General features: G+C 41.0%; 13 protein-coding genes and 1 pseudogene. 6 read left to right on the top strand and 8 right to left on the bottom strand.

Going from position 1 to position 20,207, the window contains the following annotated elements:
• Window positions 1–139 precede the first annotated feature (139 nt).
• Window positions 140–2,638: an ATP-binding protein gene (locus QUB80_RS09805; RefSeq protein ID WP_289789310.1), complete on the top strand. Its 2,499-nt coding sequence runs from the start codon at window positions 140–142 to the stop codon at window positions 2,636–2,638.
• 173 nt (window positions 2,639–2,811) lie between these two features.
• Here the strand turns inward: QUB80_RS09805 and QUB80_RS09800 are convergent, their stop codons facing one another.
• From QUB80_RS09800 to QUB80_RS09790, 3 genes are all read right to left on the bottom strand, one after another.
• Complete coding sequence (locus QUB80_RS09800; protein ID WP_289789309.1) at window positions 2,812–3,624, bottom strand: S1 family peptidase; 813 nt, start codon at window positions 3,622–3,624, stop codon at window positions 2,812–2,814.
• Between the two features lie 244 nt (window positions 3,625–3,868).
• On the bottom strand, window positions 3,869–5,728 hold the full coding sequence (locus QUB80_RS09795) for an ABC transporter ATP-binding protein (protein ID WP_289789308.1): 1,860 nt from the start codon (window positions 5,726–5,728) through the stop codon (window positions 3,869–3,871).
• 188 nt (window positions 5,729–5,916) lie between these two features.
• Complete coding sequence (locus QUB80_RS09790) at window positions 5,917–6,450, bottom strand: single-stranded DNA-binding protein (RefSeq protein ID WP_289789307.1); 534 nt, start codon at window positions 6,448–6,450, stop codon at window positions 5,917–5,919.
• 724 nt (window positions 6,451–7,174) lie between these two features.
• Between QUB80_RS09790 and QUB80_RS09785 the strand changes: the two genes are divergently transcribed.
• Window positions 7,175–8,491: an ABC transporter ATP-binding protein gene (locus QUB80_RS09785; RefSeq protein ID WP_289789306.1), complete on the top strand. Its 1,317-nt coding sequence runs from the start codon at window positions 7,175–7,177 to the stop codon at window positions 8,489–8,491.
• Window positions 8,492–8,556: 65 nt separating this feature from the next.
• On the opposite strand, the gene QUB80_RS09780 is transcribed toward QUB80_RS09785, so the two are convergent.
• The 3 genes from QUB80_RS09780 to rpaB all read right to left on the bottom strand — a co-directional run bounded on the left by QUB80_RS09780 (window position 8,557) and on the right by rpaB (window position 10,626).
• Entirely contained in the window at window positions 8,557–9,075 is a 519-nt protein-coding gene (locus QUB80_RS09780) for a DUF456 domain-containing protein (protein WP_289789305.1), read from the bottom strand.
• A gap of 91 nt (window positions 9,076–9,166) precedes the next feature.
• Window positions 9,167–9,823 (bottom strand): cofactor assembly of complex C subunit B, encoded by a 657-nt coding sequence (locus QUB80_RS09775; RefSeq protein ID WP_289789304.1) that lies wholly within the window; start codon window positions 9,821–9,823, stop codon window positions 9,167–9,169.
• Window positions 9,824–9,897: 74 nt separating this feature from the next.
• A complete protein-coding gene (rpaB, locus tag QUB80_RS09770; RefSeq protein WP_016872551.1) occupies window positions 9,898–10,626 on the bottom strand; it encodes a response regulator transcription factor RpaB in 729 nt (242 codons plus the stop codon).
• 171 nt (window positions 10,627–10,797) lie between these two features.
• Here rpaB and radA point away from each other — a divergent pair, with 171 nt between their 5' ends.
• Together radA and QUB80_RS09760 are read left to right on the top strand one after the other, a co-directional pair.
• Window positions 10,798–12,324 (top strand): DNA repair protein RadA, encoded by a 1,527-nt coding sequence (gene radA / locus QUB80_RS09765; RefSeq protein WP_289789303.1) that lies wholly within the window; start codon window positions 10,798–10,800, stop codon window positions 12,322–12,324.
• Window positions 12,325–12,452: 128 nt separating this feature from the next.
• Window positions 12,453–13,183 (top strand): annotated as a pseudogene (locus QUB80_RS09760) (Uma2 family endonuclease).
• A 531-nt stretch (window positions 13,184–13,714) separates the two neighbouring features.
• On the opposite strand, the gene QUB80_RS09750 reads toward QUB80_RS09760, so the two are convergent.
• Window positions 13,715–16,147: an ATP-binding cassette domain-containing protein gene (locus tag QUB80_RS09750; RefSeq protein WP_289789302.1), complete on the bottom strand. Its 2,433-nt coding sequence runs from the start codon at window positions 16,145–16,147 to the stop codon at window positions 13,715–13,717.
• A 301-nt stretch (window positions 16,148–16,448) separates the two neighbouring features.
• Between QUB80_RS09750 and QUB80_RS09745 the strand changes: the two genes are divergently transcribed.
• Both QUB80_RS09745 and QUB80_RS09740 read left to right on the top strand, forming a co-directional pair.
• A complete protein-coding gene (locus QUB80_RS09745) occupies window positions 16,449–17,342 on the top strand; it encodes a phosphate/phosphite/phosphonate ABC transporter substrate-binding protein (protein WP_289789301.1) in 894 nt (297 codons plus the stop codon).
• A 352-nt stretch (window positions 17,343–17,694) separates the two neighbouring features.
• Window positions 17,695–18,987 (top strand): serine/threonine-protein kinase, encoded by a 1,293-nt coding sequence (locus tag QUB80_RS09740; protein ID WP_289789300.1) that lies wholly within the window; start codon window positions 17,695–17,697, stop codon window positions 18,985–18,987.
• Window positions 18,988–18,992: 5 nt separating this feature from the next.
• Here QUB80_RS09740 and QUB80_RS09735 read toward each other — a convergent pair whose 3' ends face one another.
• Window positions 18,993–19,910: a Tll0287-like domain-containing protein gene (locus QUB80_RS09735; protein ID WP_289789299.1), complete on the bottom strand. Its 918-nt coding sequence runs from the start codon at window positions 19,908–19,910 to the stop codon at window positions 18,993–18,995.
• Window positions 19,911–20,207 lie beyond the last annotated feature (297 nt).

The raw sequence follows: 20,207 nt of genomic DNA, 5'->3' as shown, positions 1-20,207 counted from the left end.
TTAACAAGTAAAAATTAACTCCTACCTACTAACTACTAACCACTAACAAATGACTAATCAGACTGTGCTATTCACTTCAAGAATGGGAACACTAAGACAAACCAATTTGGTTAATTACTGCTTACGTTAATTCCCATTTATGAATAGCAGCAACGAAGATTCTACGATTCAAATTGTTGATTTAACAAACTGTGATCGCGAACCCATTCATATTCCTGGTTCGATTCAACCCCATGGTGTATTGTTTGTATTACAAGAACCGGATCTAAAAATTTTGCGGGTTAGTAGCAATACCCTAAGTTTTTTAGGAGTATCACCAGAAAGTTTACTTAATCAAAGTTTGGGTAATTTGCTCGATTCTTATGCATTTGATTCATTGAAACAAAGCCTATCGCAACCTGAACTTGAGAATGTCAATCCTCTGAAACTGTCGCTTAAGCTTGAGAACAAGTCTTTTCTTTGCAATGGTATTGCCCATCGTTCTCACGGGTTATTAATTTTAGAACTAGAGCATTCACTCACGCCAGAAGTTCTATCTTTTTTGGATCTTTACCATCTGGTGAGAACCTCCGCTAGCAGCATCCAGAAAGCAAAAACCCTAGAAGAATTATGTCAAACAGCTGTCAGGGAGATTCGCAAGCTGACTGGCATGGATCGGGTAATGATCTATAAATTCGACCCAGAAGGACATGGGACAATCGTTGCGGAAGAAAAATCGGACACATTGTCAGCATTTCTGGGGTTGCGCTATCCCGCTTCTGATGTACCCAAACAGGCAAGGCGACTTTATCTACAGAACTGGATTCGACTCATTGCTGATGTGAACTATCAGCCTGTGGAAATTATTCCTACAACTGCACATCTATACGATCAATCGCTAGACTTGAGTTTTTCAGTCCTCAGAAGCGTCTCTCCCCTTCATATTCAATATCTCAAAAATATGGGGGTGGGTGCATCTATGTCAATTTCGTTAATTGCCGAACAAAAGTTGTGGGGATTAATTGCCTGCCATCACTATTCCCCCAAGCAGATTGCCTACGAAGTCAGAACAGCGTGTGAATTTATCGGGCAGGTAATGTCGTCACAAATTCCCTATTTGGAAGCTAATGAAGATCAAGACTACAAGCTTTACTTAAAATCTATTCAGAACAAACTAATTGAGTATGTATTTGCTGAAAATAATTTTGAAAATAACTTTACTGATGGCTTGCTAAAGTATCAACCTAATTTACTTAATTTGGCGCAAGCTGGCGGTGCTGGAATTTGGTTCAATGGCGATTGTAAGGTAATTGGCAACACGCCTAAACCAGAAGAGATTCAAGCCTTGGTTGAGTGGTTAACTCAAACCATGACACAAACCGTGTTCCAGACAAATTCACTGCCTCAGCTTTATCCAGAAGCGAAAACTTTCAAAGAAGTTGCTAGTGGATTGTTGGCGATCGCTATCTCTGCGAGCCAATATGTATTATGGTTTCGCCCAGAAGTTATTCACACCGTTAATTGGGCTGGCAATCCGAACAAGTCAGTGGAAATTGCCGAGGATGGAACCGAGCGGCTTTCGCCTCGCGGCTCATTTGAACTATGGCAAGAAACTGTACAGCTAACCTCGCAACCCTGGAAGCCTTGTGAAGTGGAAGCTGTAGATGAGTTGAGAACTGCCCTAGTTGGCATTGTGTTGCGTCAAGCGAATGAACTTGCCAAGTTAAATCAGGCATTGCGGCAATCTGAAGCCCAGCAGCGTGAGAAAGCGATGCAGTTAGAGCAGGCATTGCAGGAACTGCAACACACTCAAGTTCGCTTGATTCAAAGTGCAAAAATGTCGAGCTTGGGGCAACTGGTTGCAGGAATTGCCCATGAAATCAATAATCCAATCAACTTTATCTATGGCAATCTTGCTCATGCTGATGCTTATATAAATAATTTGCTCAACCTACTGCATCTTTACCAACAGGAATTAACTACACCAGGTTCTGAACTACAACAAGAGTTGGAGGCGACTAACGTTGAGTTTGTTCGAGAAGATCTACCCAAGCTGTTGCAGTCAATGCAAGCAGGTGCAAGCCGCATCCGCGATATTGTTCACTCATTGCGAAACTTTTCACGCCTGGATGAGGCAAAGCTCAAGTCTGTAGATATTCATGACGGATTAGACAGTACATTGTTGATTCTGAGCAATCGATTCAAGGCAAGATTGGGCTTACCAGAAATTCAAGTGGTGAAAGAATACAGCTATCTACCATTGATTGAATGCTATGCCAGTGAACTTAATCAGGTGTTTATGGCTCTGCTCACAAATGCGATCGACGCGCTGGAGGAGCGCCATCGTCAGCATACACTGGATGAAATTGCCATCAATCCAAGCAAGATTACAATTCGCACATCTGTGGTTAGTAGCGATCGCCCATCAGTAACAGAGAAAAAAGTGTTGATCCAAATAATCGATAATGGAATTGGAATAGCAGAAGATATTCAACCGAGAATCTTTGATCCCATCTTCACAACAAAGTCTGGAGATCAGCGTCTGCGGGGAATGAGTCTGGCTATTAGCCACCAGATTATAGAAAAACATCAAGGACAAATTACTTGTATTTCTAGTTTAGGTAAGGGTGCAGAGTTTCGGATTGAACTACCGATGTAACAAATTCTGGTGTTGCATAAATGCGAGATGAATTAGGGACTGAAACTATTAATAATTCGCTCAAAATAGGGCAAAATCATTCCCTGATTCAGCAACGCCCAAATTCTAAGCGGGTTGTTAGTTGAGCGAACACCACTTTCACGCAGATAGCATTGTTATTTAAATTACATAAACTAGGGCAGTTGAACTCCAAACTGCTGCAAAAAATTACGTGCTGAAGGCGTATCCAGCCGATAATCTACATCAGTGGCTCGGCAAACAGTGTCACCCGTGCTAGTAATTGCTACAATCAGGTCTGATTCCGCGCCGCCAAGGAAATGTGGCCCGCCAGAGTCGCCGTAACAAGTGCCACCATCTCCCGTCGAGGGATTTTGAGACAACCGCAACCAAGCTTTGTTCAACGCCTGGAATGTTTGCAGTACCATGTTTCGATTAGCATTATCCATGATTGCCCGTGGCCCCAAACGCTTTGTCTCACGCACTTGTCCATAACCGACAGCAGTAAAAACTTGATTTTTAAGCTTTCCTTGAGCCTTCAAGTTATCAAGTAAACCAGCCTGAGGCAGCTTGGCTAGAGGTAGCGGTATTAACGTCCCAGGTTGTAGTGGTTCCTCATTTAACAGGATGACACCGATATCCTTCGGATCGTTCTGATTTTTGCCGTATTCTGGGTGGGGAACGTAACTACCACTGTAAAATGTATTGGATTGATCGAACGTTTGATTGAAGCTAACGTAAACTGTACTAACGCCGTAGCCAGGGAGAAAGTCAAGGCAGTGTGCTGCTGTTAGCACAACCCTCGGCGCAACCAAAGTACCCGTACAGAAGGCAGATTTCGTACCTGTACCATCAAAATCAGCCGAGAGGGCGCCAACATTAGGGTGACGTCCTTCATCTGACTCGCCAAAGGTAATACTACTGGATTTAGTAATGGCGAACAAATTAAGCAGTAAAGCTGCGGACAAAACGAATGACAACCGACGCATGGTTACCCCTTATACGCACACTTACACTCACATATTTTTGAATTTCGATAGGAGTGTAGCTTGCATCAAAAACAAATGCAGAATTTTTCGTCATCCTCAAGCAGAAATGGAATGACGAAGGATTCCCCTATCTTTGGTTGAATTGTTTTAGACAATCACCAGCAGATTGTACCGGAAAAGAAGAGCGAAAAGTATATTCATAACTGGATTTTAACCACTTGACATAATCGCAGGTTTTTTAGTCTTACGATGCTCTTAAGTGACGCTGCTGTATCCTTTCAGGGCTGCCAGTGGGAATGGAAGCAATTAATCTTTGCGTGTATTCTTCTTTTGGTTCGCGGTAGATGTTTTCAGCTATACCTTGCTCTACAATTTGACCTTGATTCATCACCAGAATGCGATCGCTCATAAATTTGACGACACTCAAGTCATGGGAAATGAAAATATAAGTCAAACCAAATTCACCTTGCAATTCTTTAAGTAAATTTAGTACCTGTGCCTGCACTGATACATCTAAAGCCGAAACCGATTCATCGCAGATAATAAACTTAGGATTTAAAGCTAAAGAGCGGGCAATACAAATTCGCTGCCGTTGCCCACCAGAAAATTGATGGGGATAGCGGTTCATGGCATCTGCACTCAAACCCACCCTTTCTAATAAATAAGCTACCCGTTCTCGCTGTTGTTGTTTTGTCTTGGCAATAGAGTGAATTACCAACGGTTCTGCGATCGCTGCTCCCACTTTCATGCGCGGATCTAAAGCGCTAAAAGGGTTTTGGAAGACAATTTGCATTTCCCGTCGCAGTTTTTGCAATGCTTCACCTTTGAGGGTAGTAATATCTCGCCCTTCAAAGACAATCTGCCCCCCCATTGGTTCGATTAACCGCAATAAGGTTCTACCTAAGGTAGTTTTACCACAACCCGATTCTCCAACTAATCCTAGTGTTTCCCCACGTTTAACATCAAAGGATACGCCATTTACTGCCATGGTGTAGCGTTTTGTACCACCAAACATTCCTTTGACGGGAAAGCCTACCTTGAGATCGTGTATTTCCAACAAGGGTTGTTCTTTTTCTAAGATTGCCAATCTTTGGGCAATTTCTTCGGGCGTTAAATCTGGAGGTTCGGTAGGTTCTTTTGCCTGAACGATCGCTTGTCCTGTTGCCAGTTCCTCCACGCTCATATAGTCAGCAACAGTGAGCAGCTTTTGGGGATGGCGGTGAAGTTTGGGACGACAAGCTACCAAGCCTTTAGTATAGGGATGCTGGGGATTAGCAAAAATTTTGACTGCATCGTCAAATTCGACAATCTTGCCTCTGTACATCACTGCAACTCTATCTGCAACTTCCGCGATTAGTCCCAAATCGTGGGTGATAAAAATCAATGCCATGTTGCGACTAGTCTGCAATTCTCGCAGCAAGTCAATAATTGTCGCTTGCACCGTCACATCCAACGCTGTGGTTGGTTCATCGGCAATTAATATTAATGGGTTACAAGAAATTGCCATTGCAATCATCACACGTTGCAACTGCCCCCCCGAAAGCTGATGCGGGTAACGTTCTAGAACTGCTTCTTTGTGTTGATTTACTAACTTCAGCAGCTGGTGTTCGTCTTGGGTAGTTTTTGAGTATTGTTGTTTGATCTGCTCATCGCTCGGAAGCAGTTTTACTTCTTGTAGACGAGCGATCGCTTGTTGTCGGGCTTGTTGTGTAGAAATCTTCTGATGTCGCAAAATTGCTTCTACAAGCTGGAAACCAATCGTATAAACCGGATTTAGGGAAGTCATTGGTTCTTGAAAAACCATAGCGATGTCGCCACCCCGGTACAATTGCATTTCTTTAGGAGGCAACTCTACTAAATTGAGGGATTTGCCATTCTCCTGGGGATGAAACCAAATTTCCCCGCCACTGATTACACCTGGAGACTGTAGCAAACCCATCACCGCTAGGGCTGTTACTGATTTTCCACTTCCCGACTCTCCAACTATTCCTAGAGTCTCACCACAATGCAATTTAAAGGAAATATCATCTACGGCTTTAACTATTTTGTCATCGCCAGCAAATTCAACTTGCAGATTGCGAACATCTAGGATAGTTTCTTTCATAGAAGCCGGGTATTAATCTTAAATTTAAAATTATTAGGATTTTAACAGTCGCTATCTTGTTTTGTGTTGAATCTAACTTTTGTTATATGAAAAGTGTGTGTCAGGATGGCTACAAAGACTTCCAGTTGTAGCCTCCTTAACATTTCTATAACTTTTTCAAGCCATGTTTTTGTCTGGCACTCTCTGAGCTAAAAAGGAATGTCGTCAATATCCGGTTCTTCATTTGGAACTGGTGTCGAATAAGAACTATGTTCGTAATTAGAGCTTGGCGCTACAGGTTCTGAAAACTCTTTTTGAGAAGTGACACCAACTTTATTTGGAGCTGGAGCAGTTTTACTCAATGGTGGTGACTCGTAATTGGAAACTGTCTTCTGGGCGGCACTAGCAACAGGTATTGCTGGCGATGCACTAACATTCCCACTCACAACTAGCGGATAAATTTTTTGCAATGTTAATTCAGCCCGTTTTTCTTTGAAACCCTCAGGGCGATCAATGGTGTGCATTCCCAAACGCCCTTCTACAAGTACGCGATCGCCCACGTGATAGCTCTGCTGAACTTCTTTTGCCAAATTGCCCCAACCTACTACTCTCAAAGTTGCCGGTGATTCACCTTCCCGTGTAGCTGAAAACTGCACCAGCATTTCTGTTAGTTCCAATCCATCTGGGGTATAACGCAGTTCTGGCTCTTTGATAATTTCCACCATCAAAATGCAGCTATTCATTTCATCCTCCTGACTACAAAAAATGCTAAGTGCTAATCTTGGACTTACTGCCTGATATCAATAATTCAACAAAAGTAAGTAAACTTATACACTTAATGCCACCGTAATCTTACGTTTATATCTCGCAATTTTTGTTTTTGCTCTTGATTCAGATTTATTAACTATTTCCATATTGATACATATTTCTACCCTTGGCATTGAAACTGTTTTAGCATAAAAGCCCAGTGAGTACCCTTGTTTTACTTCGCACCTAAATAGTATAAATGTACCATATTAAGTCTTAACTTGAGCGGCAAAGACAAGTCACCACCGAGAATACAAAAATTTGTATTTGTAAGTATAAAATGTAGACAGGAGTTGGCGTCTGGAGTTGAAAAAGGACTTGAGGTGAGTTCAGAAGCCATAAACACAATTCCCAAATCTGCTTTCTTCCAAAATAGTACAGTTGTGATCGTAAAAGCTGTTGATTTATGAAATGTGATGGGTAAAGCGCCCGCTATTGATGAGGGCTATAAGCAAATTGGTTATCCAAAAGCCGTGAGGTATCATAATCACTTTTCGTAATCACTACAAACGTGTATCATGAGCGCTAAAAGTTTTATATCGTTTATCCTTACTCATGGGATAAATAACCATTGCCATAAATCAAGATAAAGTCAATCTAAAATCTCAAATCCAAAATTCAACGACTGGTGATTTTGAACAATTGCGGTAACTAACACTCGTGGCGCAGGTAGTTTTAGAAAACGTTTATAAAAGTTTTCCCCCTCGGAAAGGGGAAAGTGTTGCTTTACAAACCCAACTCACATCTACGTCTGAGAAAAGTGAGGAAGCAGCAACTCCAAAAAGTGCAGATAGCGTGAATGTCTTGCGGCGAATTAATCTCACCGTAGCAGATGGTGAATTTATGGTGCTGGTGGGGCCTTCTGGTTGTGGTAAAAGCACCTTGCTGCGGCTTATAGCTGGGTTAGAAGCGATGACTGGAGGTAATATCTGGGTGGGCGATCGCCTAATTAACAATCTCCCTCCCAAGGAACGCGATATTGCAATGGTGTTTCAAAATTATGCCCTCTATCCTCACATGACGGTGTATGACAACATTGCTTTTGGATTGCGACGCCGATCAACAGAAGGAGAGAATCTCTCTGTTGCAGAAAATTTGTTGGTAGGATTGACAAGAAATTTCCCCAAAGGACTCCGCTATATTTCTGAAAAAGAACGGGCAGTACATGAACAGGTACGGTATGTTGCCCAACTGTTGCAGATTGAAGCTTTACTAAACCGTTTACCCAAGCAATTATCTGGGGGACAAAGGCAACGAGTTGCACTAGGGCGAGCGATCGCACGTAACCCCCAAGTTTTTTTAATGGATGAACCGCTTTCTAATTTAGATGCAAAATTGCGTGCAGAAACTCGCGCTCAAATTGTTAAACTGCAACGCCAACTAGGGACAACAACTATTTACGTCACTCACGATCAAACAGAAGCAATGACAATGGGCGATCGCATTGCTATTCTCAATCAAGGTCAACTCCAGCAAGTTGATCGGCCGTTGGAACTTTATAATCGTCCTGCCAATCTTTTTGTTGCCGAATTTATTGGTTCACCGCCAATGAATTTTATCCCTGTGGAGTTTCACGCTCCCTTATTAATTACCAATGGCGATTTTCGTTTCACCCTCCCAGACTTTTGGGGAAGTGCTTTACAAAAATACGACGGACGCAAGCTGATTTTAGGAATTCGCCCAGAACATTTGACTTTAAGTGTACCTGCCACCAAAAATTTACCAGTTCAAGTAGAATTGGCAGAAAATCTTGGCAACGATTCTTTTCTTTCTACGAAACTTGTAGGAACCAGTTTTCAACAAGCTGGCACATTTAAGAATTCCCTACAAGTACGAGTACCTCCAGAGCGATTTATAAGAGTTGGTGAGCAAGTTTGGTTATCGTTTACACCAGAAAAAATTCACTTTTTTGATCCAGAGACAGAACTAGCGATATTTCCTAAAAGTTCAATACCGTCTCTACCATTAACAAAATAGGTTGTAAAACTGTCATGGTTCGGGGTTTAAATACTATTCTCTATTCCCCCAACCCTGTACCCTTTTTAACTACCAAATACCTGCGGCCAAGTTGTAATTAAAAAAACTACAACTGCGGCGATCGCAAGCAATCCCTGAATTAAAGTTCCAATTACCGTACCCACGACAATTCCGATACCTGCTTTCACAGCTAGGAAAAAATCCCGTCGGTACAAAAATTCAGCGATAATTGCTCCTAACAATGGCCCTAGTAACATTCCTAACAACGGGCCTCCCACAGGCAAAGCCGGCAATAATCCCAGAAATCCAACAATGAAACCGACAATTGCGCCAATTTGTCCCCACTTACTAGCACCTGCTTTTTTTGCACCCAAATAAGCAGCTAAAAAATCTACTCCAATACTAAGGAGTAAAACTATAGCCGTGACGACTAATGGCACGCTAATAGAAGCAAAAGAACCTTTAACAAATCCCCAAATAATGATAGCAATTAAGATGAGGCTAGCTCCTGGAATGGCAGGAACCACAGAACCAATAATACCTACAACCATCAAGGCAAGGAGAAACCAGTAGATTGTTTGCATGAGTTTTTATTGTTAATTAGAAGGCAGAGGGCAGAAGGCAGAGCCTCGAAAACCTCGTTACCATATTTAATTCTGAATTCTGAGTTCTTCTTCAATTGCCATTAGCCATTTCTTCGCTGAAAGTAACAGCTAATTTATCAGCAATTCCAGCTATCCAATTTTCGTCTTGTTTGGTATAACTGCGAGGAGCATTTGCTCCTAAAATTAAAGCACTTTGATTACCAAGAGGTTGACAAATTACTCCTTGAGTATTTTCTGGTAGATAATCAAATTCAATTCTGCCTGGATAAACTTTTAAATCAACTAAATAAACTGGCTGTTGCTTTTCTAGTACTCTTTTTAAAATTACTCCTGGTTTTACCTCAGATTTTGTACCTAAAATTCCTCGACGCAATAACACTTTTCCTTGATAAAAAACTACAAGCGATCGCGTCACTGTATTAGTTAATAATAAATGAGATGCCCAAGCTAATTCTGTTTTTACTCTGTCTGGTAAATCAGGGGCAAGTACAAAACCCTCTTCTCCAATTAGTTCTACTGCATCAGGCGATCGGGGCTGTACCTGCTGCCAAATCAAACCTATTAAAATTAAAACCGCACTTAAAATTACACCCAGCACATCTGCACGGGCTTGGGAATCGGTAATTTGGGGTGTTAACAAACGATTAATCAGCAAAAGTACAGCGCCTAACCCACCAACAAAGATAGGTAGACGCCGCAAAACACGATTCGGATCGGATTTAGTCATGTCTATTAAATACTGAGTTAGCAGTTAGGAGTTCAGAGTTTGATTTTCCTCATCACCCCTGCTCTCTATTAGTTCTACTCCTCTCCTGGTTCTATAATGCGTTGAAACAAATAACCTGTACCTCTAGCTGTGAGAATTAACTCTGGGTTACTAGGATCATCTTCCAATTTTGCCCGCAGACGAGAGATATGCACATCCACCACACGAGTATCAACATGACGTTCTGGTGTGTATCCCCAAACTTCTTGTAAAATTTCTGAGCGAGAAAAAGCTTCGCCAGAGCGACTTACTAATAACTCTAGTAAGCTAAATTCCATACCAGTTAAGCGAATTCGCTCGTCACCTTTATAGACTTGCCGCTTATTCGTGTCGATTTTAATATTACCAACATGAATTACTCCTGAACTGGGAATGCCAGAGGCTCCTGTTTTGTCTACGCGCCGCAAAACAGAGCGAATCCGAGCTTCCAATTCTTTTGGAGAAAAAGGTTTAACTACGTAATCATCAGCACCTAATTCCAAACCAGTAATGCGATCGGCAACGTCTCCCAAGGCTGTTAACATAATAATTGGGACGTCTGATTCTTTGCGTAATTCTTGACAGACACCATAGCCATCTAGCTTAGGCATCATAACATCCAAAACAACCAAATCAGGGTCAGTTTTGCGAAATGTTTCTAATGCTTCTTCCCCATCGCCAGCAGTAACTACATCGTAGCCAATCATAGAAAGGCGCGTTTCCAAAATTCGGCGAATACTGGCTTCATCGTCAACTACCAGAATTTTTTCTTTATGACTTTCCAAGTTTCTCAACGCTCCTTAACTAAAATTTTTCATGATTAATTTTTCATACCATAATATTAAGATATCATTCCATTCATTAAGTTGGAAAAAAGCCGTAAGTACCACCATAATTTAGTTTTAGTTTGGTCGAATAATTAAGGAAAAATTAAGATTATTTAATAAGATTTAAGAATGCCAAAGCAAAAAACTTATTACGTTTGTAACGAATGTGGAGCAGAATCTCCTCAATGGTTTGGTAAATGTCCAGCTTGCGGCACATACAACTCTTTAGAAGAGGAAATTGCCATCCAATCTTCAACAGATATACCAAGTCGGGGAGTAAGTGCTTGGCACTCCCAACAGGGAACTGGAAAATCTGCCAATAAACCAGCCAAGCCAAGATCATCTCTAAGATTCGACCAAATTAGCGATCGCCAAGTAACGCGTTGGGCTTCTGGTTATGGGGAACTAGATCGAGTATTAGGTGGTGGTGTTGTTCCCGGTTCAATGGTGTTAATTGGTGGTGATCCCGGTATCGGTAAATCTACTTTATTGTTACAAGTATCAAATGAACTAGCACAAAGATACCGCATACTTTATGTTTCTGGAGAAGAATCAGGACAACAAGTAAAGTTAAGAGCTTCGCGTTTAGGAGTTACACCAGTTCTTAATGTTGTGGACAATGATAATGGAAAAAGCAAAGTAGCCCAAGAGACACAAAAGTTACAAGAATCTGATGAAGAAGGTGCAGATTTATATGTATTACCAGAAACAGATTTGGAAGAGATTTTAAAGGAAATGGACTCTCTCAAACCAAATCTAGCGGTGATTGATAGTATTCAAACAGTGTTTTTTCCTGCACTTACCTCTGCACCTGGTTCGGTAGCACAGGTACGCGAATGTACTGCCGCTTTGATGAAGGTGGCAAAGCACGAAGACATCACCATGTTAATTGTCGGACACGTCACCAAAGAAGGGGCGATCGCCGGGCCGAAAGTATTAGAACACCTAGTAGATACGGTGTTGTATTTTGAAGGCGATCGCTTTGCCTCCCATCGGTTATTACGCACGGTGAAAAACCGTTTTGGTGCCACCCACGAAATTGGCATTTTTGAAATGGTGGAAAACGGGTTGCGAGAAGTTCCCAACCCTTCAGAGTTATTTTTGGGCAATCGTGACGATCCTGCTCCTGGTACGGCAATTGTAGTGGCTTGTGAAGGAACGCGTCCCATTGTTGTGGAATTACAAGCTTTGGTAAGCCCTACTAGTTATCCTTCACCGCGCCGTTCTGCTACAGGTGTAGACTATAATCGCCTTGTGCAAATTCTCGCCGTCTTAGAAAAGCGGGTAGGAATTCCCATGTCTAAATTGGATTCCTATGTAGCTTCCGCTGGCGGGTTGAACGTAGAAGAACCAGCAGTCGATTTGGGAGTAGCGATCGCCCTTGTTGCTAGTTTTCGCGATCGGATTGTAGATCCCGGTACTGTGTTAATAGGTGAAGTTGGGTTAGGCGGGCAAGTACGTGCTGTATCCCAAATGGAGCTGCGATTGAAAGAAGCGGCAAAACTGGGATTTAAGCGAGCGATCGTACCGAAAGGACAAAAATTCCCTGACTTGAATATCGAGATTTTGCCGGTAGCAAAAGTAATAGATGCGATTATTGCCGCCATCCCGCAGCACACACTGGAAGATTCTGATTTAGAACCAGATGAGGATTAAATCTTCAACAAAGGTGTAAGGGGGTGAGGGTGTGAGGAAAATTATGTTGAGTTTTGAATTTTGAATTTATAATCCCCTACACTCATACACTCCTATACCCCTACCCCCTAGTGAAAGGACAAATCACTATGACAGTAACTGTCACCCAAGACTATAAAATCACTTGGGAAAAATTACCCGATGATTACAAACTGCCAGATGAGCCAGTGGATAACATCAATCAGCCTCCCCTCGCCGCAGCCTTAACCGAAAGCTTAGAACTTGCTGGCAAATTACCTCAAAACGCCCTAGCACAAACAAATTACGGCATCTGCGCCACCGTGAATGGCAAAATTGTCATTAAAGCCCCCGATTGGGCATATATACCCAGTATTAGTGTTTCGCGGGAAGAGGTAAAACGCAGTTACACTCCCCAACTACAGGGAGATATGCCAGTAATCGTGATGGAATTTACTTCCGATACTGATGGTGCAGAGTATTCCATCAAACCGACTCATCCTCCAGGCAAATGGTTTTTCTACGAACGCATTTTAAAAGTACCAAACTACGTCATCTTTGAACCGGATAACGGCAGTATAGAAGTTTATAGATTACACAAATCAGAACAGTATTTAATTCAAGCGCCTGATGAAAATAACCGCTACTGGATAGCAGAAATGAATCTCTTCTTGGCGTGTGGCAAGCAACCCGTGAAAATCTTACAGGATACTAGTTGCGGTGGTGGAGTGAACAAGGGCAGTTACTACTGTGGGGATCAGAGTTAGCCGAACAAGAACGACAACGTGCTGAACAAGAGCGACAAAGTGCCGAACTATTAGCAGCACAATTGCGGGCGGCGGGGATAGAACCGCAAGTGTGAGAAATTACCTATTGTTGGCTATCATCCAACAGAAGAAATCATCGCATTGATGTAGCTAAAAATTACGTCTAATTCTCCAATTGCTTTCAACTCAGCTGCTTCTTCTGGTGTCAGAGAATCAGCTTTTTTCTATCCAATAGTTCTTGCATCCGTAAATCTAAGTCGTCTGTCAATTTAAATAAATTAAGATTATGACTTTTTCGACTCGAATACCAGTCGTTAGCTAAGATGAGGGTTTAATTACTAAGGTTGTCATAGGCTTATTCCAATTGATTATAGTGCTGCTGAAGTTTTTGTTATTTTGAAAAAATTTTAGGGAATTCTATAACTGTAGATTAAGCGATCGCCCAGAGAAAACGGACTGAAAATTTTACCTAGTCTACTTTAGTAGACTTTGGCTTTGAGCTAAGAAATTTATTTCTTGGCGGACAAGAGCGTAGATGCAAGATATAAGTTAATAAATATTGCTCAGAAACTCACAAAAAAATATCAATCAAACCTTCATTTCTTTTTTCTTATTTATAATCTCTATTACACAATATCTTTGCGCTTTTGTAACAACAGCGCCACGATTAAATAAACCAATGTATGCACACCTAGAATTCCCCAATTTAAACCTAAATTATCCCAACTTGGCTCGTAAACAGCAGAAGTTTTAAAAATATTATCTAAAGACGGTAAACCTGGAGTACTTTTTGGAACCATTGCATTAACATTAATTAGGGTTCCATAAGCGCCAATAGACCACCTACTAATTGTGAGCCAACCCAGTTTAGCAGCTAATCCTTTCATTTCAAATAAAACCCCTGAAAGAATTATTTGGGGAATCATAATTAAGGGGAGAATACTATTTGCTTCGTTTTCACTTTTAACCAAAGCAGAAATCATTAAACTGAGGCTAACACTAGCCAGCAAAGTTAAAAATGTCGTAATTCCTAAACCCAGAAACCAAGGCAATAAATCAGATTCTGGTGCTTGAAAACCAACTAAAATTGCGACAACAATTAATAGAGTTTGCAGCAGGGCTAAACCCGAACGAATCAATATTTTAGAACCTAAATAAGGCAACAAGCCTAAATTAATCAGTCGTTCTCGCGTGTAAATGGCTGCTTCTTTGATAATTTCACGTACAGAACTAGAAAGTCCCACCCAAATGCCAATACAGCTGAAGATAAATAGTACTTTAAGCGCTAAAGGGCCTTGCGTGATCTCTGGCGGCACTAGTCTTTCGAGGGGCGTCTCATCTTTTAAAATCCAAGCAGTCAGCCCGATCGCTATTGGCCCCGATAATAATGAGAAAATGATGCTAGCGCGCTCGCGTAAAACTAATTGTAAATATCTCTGACTCAACAACCACAACTGTTTGAGCGGCGATATTCCCGTGTGGATAGAGTCATCAGGTTTAGAAGTACGATCCTTACCAGGTTTTAATTGGGATTTAACGTAGGTTTTAAATTCTGGTGATTGCTGATATTTTAGTGACCAATGGTCAACCGTAGCTGCAACATCCTTGCCATTTCCCCCTTGGTCAAGTTTGATATAAATATCCGAAAAATACTTTAAATCTTCTGAGGGCATTTCAAAAAAGCCCAGTGCTTGCTGGGGTGGCCCATAGTAGCATAGTTTACCACCTCTACCCATGAACGCAATGCGATCGCACACCTCAATATTTGCTGTCGCATGGGTAACTAGCACTACTGTTCGTCCTTGATCTGCCAACTCCCGCAACAAGCGCATCATCTCTTTATCTAAACCTGGATCGAGACCAGAAGTTGGCTCATCTAGAAAGAATAATTTTGGATCGGCTAACAGTTCTACACCAATACTGACGCGTTTGCGTTGTCCACCACTGAGATTGCGAATAAAATTTGTTCTCACATGGGTGAGTTTAATCTGTTCTAGGGTAGTATCAACTACCTGCTTCACATTTATATCTGGTGGAAGTCGCAGTTTGCAGGCATAAGCTAAAACTTCTTCTACTCTTAAATCGGGATGGACAATATCATCCTGGGGAACATAGCCGATTTGTGATCGATACATCGGCCAGTTCTGCCGCAAATTATCTCCATTCAGGTATACTGTGCCAGAAGATACTGCTTCAATCCCCAGTAAAGATTTCATCAACGTGGACTTACCAGCACCACTACCACCCACCAAAGCCACCAATTGTCCCGGCTCAATCACCAAAGAGACATCATTGAGGATGATTTTTTCCCGTCCTTCTTTGTCTTTCACCTTGCGCTGCAAGCGGTGAACATCTAAGCGAATTTGACTACCAGTATTTAGTAATTCTAAGTAATCGGTGCGATATAGCAGGCTAAAAGGGCCAATCTGAATCCTGCTTTCATCCTCTAAATGGACACGTTTGGAAATTCTTTGACCGTTGACAAAAATACCATTTGTACTGAGGTCTTGCAGAATGTGTTTTCCTTGCCCATCTGGATAAATCGTAGCGTGCAGACGAGAGACTGTAGGCGCATCTAACTGCATTGAAGAGTAGCGATCCGACTTGGGGGCGCGTCCTAGTTGTACAGGCCATTCTTTCAAGCCTTTTAATACTAAGCGGCGATTACTAGGAATAACTACCGGAGATTCAACAGGGTTACAGTAAGTCAACTGAATGCGGTTGTGAGGAGATTGTCCGATTTCCAGTTGCGTCCCATTTTTTAAAAGATAGCCTTCAGTGGCATTAATTCGGGTTTGATTGATAAATATTCCATTGCGACTGGCAGCGCTACCATCACCATCATAAATTCGATAGTCTTCTCCTTCTTTTTTTAAGATTGCTTGTTTTCTAGAGAAGACTTCCCAACCGATCGGCACTTCTAAATCTGCCCAATCACGACCGCGCCCTAGCCGATGTTCATCTTTTTTTAGATAAAGCCGCAATATATGACCGCGATTATTCAATTCCAAAAAAGGTTGAGGACTAACAAGTGTGGCTTGTTCAAAACTCCCTGCCATGAGATTAACCGACCTATATTCTCAATTAAAGTCACACCCCTAAACTACAAAACTAACCAATTATTTTACGGATATACTTTTAAATCAACTAGTTCTATTTTCTAATAAGTTAAAAACAATCTATGTTATTCAACAGAAGTTTTTAAATATTAACATTGACTGTAAGTTTAAGTTAAAGTTAATTTTTAGTGCGATCGCATTTTTTCAGCTGATGGATATAGAGATAAACAAATTTGATATTGCATAATTATCATCATAATCGTTAGTGTGTAAATTTATATCAATCTATAACAATTTAGTGATGAAAATTATTATTTCGCCACGTTTTTTTCTCCTTATACTACTAGTGTTAATCGGACAGCTTGGAATAGGATGCAATGCAAAACAAACAAACAATATCCCAAATAGATTAACTATAGGCGTAGTCAGCTACGGTGAAGGAAAAGTTTCACTCGATAAGTACGAGCGCTTCAAAGACTACATAGGCTCACAAACCCGTTCGCTCATAGAACTGGAACCAGCATACAACGAATTGCAAGCCGTTGCTCAAATCCAGCGCAAAAGATGGGATATAGTATTTGCCGCTCCCGGTTTGGCTGCGATCGCGATCGGCAAAGAACTTTATATTCCTTTGTTTTCAATGGAAGGAGTGAGTAGCAGACAACGCTCTTTACTAATTGTGCGAGACGAGCAGCCAATTAAAAAAATATCAGACTTGGCCAACAAAACAGTTGCTTTGGGAGAAACAGGTTCTGCCGCAGGTTATTATGTTCCTTTGTACGATCTCTATGGCTTAACCCTGGCTCAAATTCGTTCTGCCCCTACTCCTGAGACAGTACTGGAGTGGATTAGTAACAAAACTGTAGATGCTGGCGCTATATCCGAGCAAGATTTCGAACTTTATCAACGAAAATTTGCCACAACTAAGTTTAGAATTTTACACACAAGTCGGTGGATACCACCTGGAGTAGTCTTGCTTGCACCAACTGTAGAACGAAATCAACAACAGCAGATTCAGAAGGCAATGAACGATGCACCTGCCGATATTGCCGCCGACGCTGGTTATGTTCCTGCTGCTAGAATACCTAATTATACCGAGTTTATTAAATTAATCGAAAAAGTTAAACCTCTTGAGGGAAGAGTTAAGCAAAAACCTGCGACGCTTCTACCAGAAAAACCTGATCAGCCAAAGTAAGCTTAACAGACAAGTCGTACACTCATATTTCTTAACAAAATTTAATACCTTACCTGCATATTTCTTGAGAATTATCCTGATAAATAATTAGGGTTTAAGTCACTACTAGAGTGAATAAATTGCTCAAAAAAAAGTAAATTTTCTTTTCAAAAAGTCATTATATGTAAATACCTAAGCAGTTATTCTAGAAAATCTAAGCTTTAAAGCTAATAAAAACCTTGCTGCTATAGTCACTCAGTAAATCATTACCTAAGTATCTACACAAACAGTAAATAAAATTCTTCTTTAGTCATCTTGACTGAAGAAACCAAATTCAAATTATTTATATAAATAGAGCTAGGAGCGTCATGATATGTCTCAGTCCCCCTTAATCAAATCGGAAATTCCCTCAGGAACTATAATAGATAACCGCTATATCATCCAGCAACTTTTGGGACAAGGGGGTTTGGGGCGAACTTACTTAGCCTTCGATACTCGACGCTTCAACGAACCTTGTGTTCTGAAAGAATTTGCCCCTATTGGTACTGGAGAAGGGGGGCTAGAAAAATGTCGTAATCTCTTTAAAAGAGAGGCGAAAATACTTCACCAGCTAGAACATCCCCAAATACCTCGATTCCTAGCTTGTTTTGAGGGAGATGGTCGATTATTCTTGGTACAAGAATTTGTGAATGGGAAAACCTATTCAGCATTATTACGAGAGCGTCAGAAGCAAGGACAAAACTTTTCGGAAGATGAGGTGATTCGATGGTTAAAAAATTTACTGCCTATTTTGGAATATATCCATCAACACCATATTATCCATCGAGATATTTCTCCCGATAACATTATGTTGCCAGAAGGCAAAACATTGCCCGTACTAATTGATTTTGGAGTGGGAAAGCAAATAGCCGATCTCAATGAAGGCAATAACTCTAACCAGGCAACCTTTGTCGGCAAAATGTCTTTAGTGGGAAAAGTGGGGTATGCTCCCCGCGAACAGATTAGCTTGGGGTTGTGTTCTCCGAGTAGCGATCTTTATGCTTTGGGAGTTACAGGTGTTGTGTTGCTAACAGGGCGAGATCCATCCTTTTTGATGGATCAGTACAGTTTGGAATGGAAATGGCGTTTTTATACTTATGTCAGCGATGGCTTTGCTGAAATACTTAATAAGATGCTGGCAGATACGCCGAGACAACGTTATCAAACTTCCAGAGAAGTTCTTGCAGATCTTGAGATGATGGGGCAGCCTCATCTATCGCAATCAACAATGTTTGATGTTCCTCCGACTGTACTGACTCGTGAGTCGGAACCGACAATGATAATGCCGCAGACAGATAAAGTATCTCCATCTCCGGCGGAAACAACTTTTATTTCACCCTCAACTCAACAAACTTCTCAACATCAACAAACTTCTCAACATCAACAAACTTCGCGGACTCAGGGCAATACTTCTCGAACTCAAGGAAATACCTCAATTAATGTAGCCTTCATACAACGCTGTCAAAAAGCATTAGCCTATTATATAGGGCCAATGGCAAGTTTTGTTGTGGAAGACACATTAGCAGAAAACGAGCAAGTCACTCCTTACCAATTTGTTGAACTTTTAGCCAAGGAAATTCCAGAGGCAGAAGCAGCTCTAGAATTTACTCGACGTCTATTTACATAAAAGATTTAAGCTCCTGTTCCGTGGGTGTTGCCATGAGGGCGCTTAAGCCGTTTCATGGCCATTTCTAAACTTAATTTCATCCGCTTAAAGGCTTTAGCAAGATTACCGATTTCATCATTAGATAACTGCTCAAACTCGACATCCATATGTCCTGTGCTAACTTCCTCTGCTAAACGAGTTATGCGTTTTAATGGACGTACTACTTGCCTATTTAAAAAGACGTTAACTAAAAAGATGACGATCGCAAAAACAGCCGATACTAGTCCCACAATTAGAATAGAGGACTGATTCGCTTTTTGGATCACTCTGGTTGCTGGCACTGTTATCACCTGAGCACCAACAATTTCTCCTAATTTCCAATTAAATCCGTTCGCAGTACCATAGCGGTCAAGCATACTCTTTGGCGCTCTTTCTGGAGTGTCATGGCATTCTAGACACTTTTGTTCAGAAACTATCAAAGGACGAGCAGTGTAGAAAATTTCTCCACCTGGTATAGAACGAAATCCACTCAATTCTTTTAACTTATTTTCTTTTTTAAACCGCTCGACAATTTGTGTCTCAAAACTATCAGCCTTATCTCGAAGATTTGTAGGATTTAGTGTGGCTTCTTTATAAAAAAAGTCTCTGTAGCCGGATTTATTCCGTAAGTTCTCAAAAACTTCTCGTGCTGAATATCCAGGTACAGATTGCGGCAAAAATTCCGTTTCTAGCTTATCTACTAGTTCTGGATTAACTTGACTACTAGTATATTGGCGAACAGAAATCATAGTTTCCATTAGCATCAAAGCTGTTGAGGTGATTTCTTGCCTGGCATTTTGTCTAAGCACAGAAGAGAGAGCAAAACCACTCAAGCTCAAACCTAGAATTAGAATTACAAGTAGTAAAATTGTAAATTTTTGTCTCAATTGTAAGTTTTTTAACATATTTTTCACTCACCTCAAGCTTAACCAGAAAAGTTTTTGACTTTAGCTATATTTTCATCAAATCAACTTAGACAATACGCAGCCAGTTTTAAACATGATAAAAAATTTTACACACCGAAATATCATATCTTCTAAAACAGGCGATCGCGTAAATATTTCAAGATATTGTTAGATAATCTAATGTAATTTTTCTTACATTAATACGGAATCATAAGTGCTGGAATCAAGATGTTACCTAGGTTTTTTTTGTATCTTTTTATCTTATGTGTGATTCCAGCACCTTTTTGCCGACAAAAA

The organism is Chlorogloeopsis sp. ULAP01 (genome assembly GCF_030381805.1).
In the GTDB taxonomy this organism is placed as follows: Bacteria; Cyanobacteriota; Cyanobacteriia; order Cyanobacteriales; family Nostocaceae; genus Chlorogloeopsis.
The sequence above is the reverse complement of the archived record's forward strand: the minus strand, read 5'-3'. Positions and strand labels throughout refer to the sequence as shown.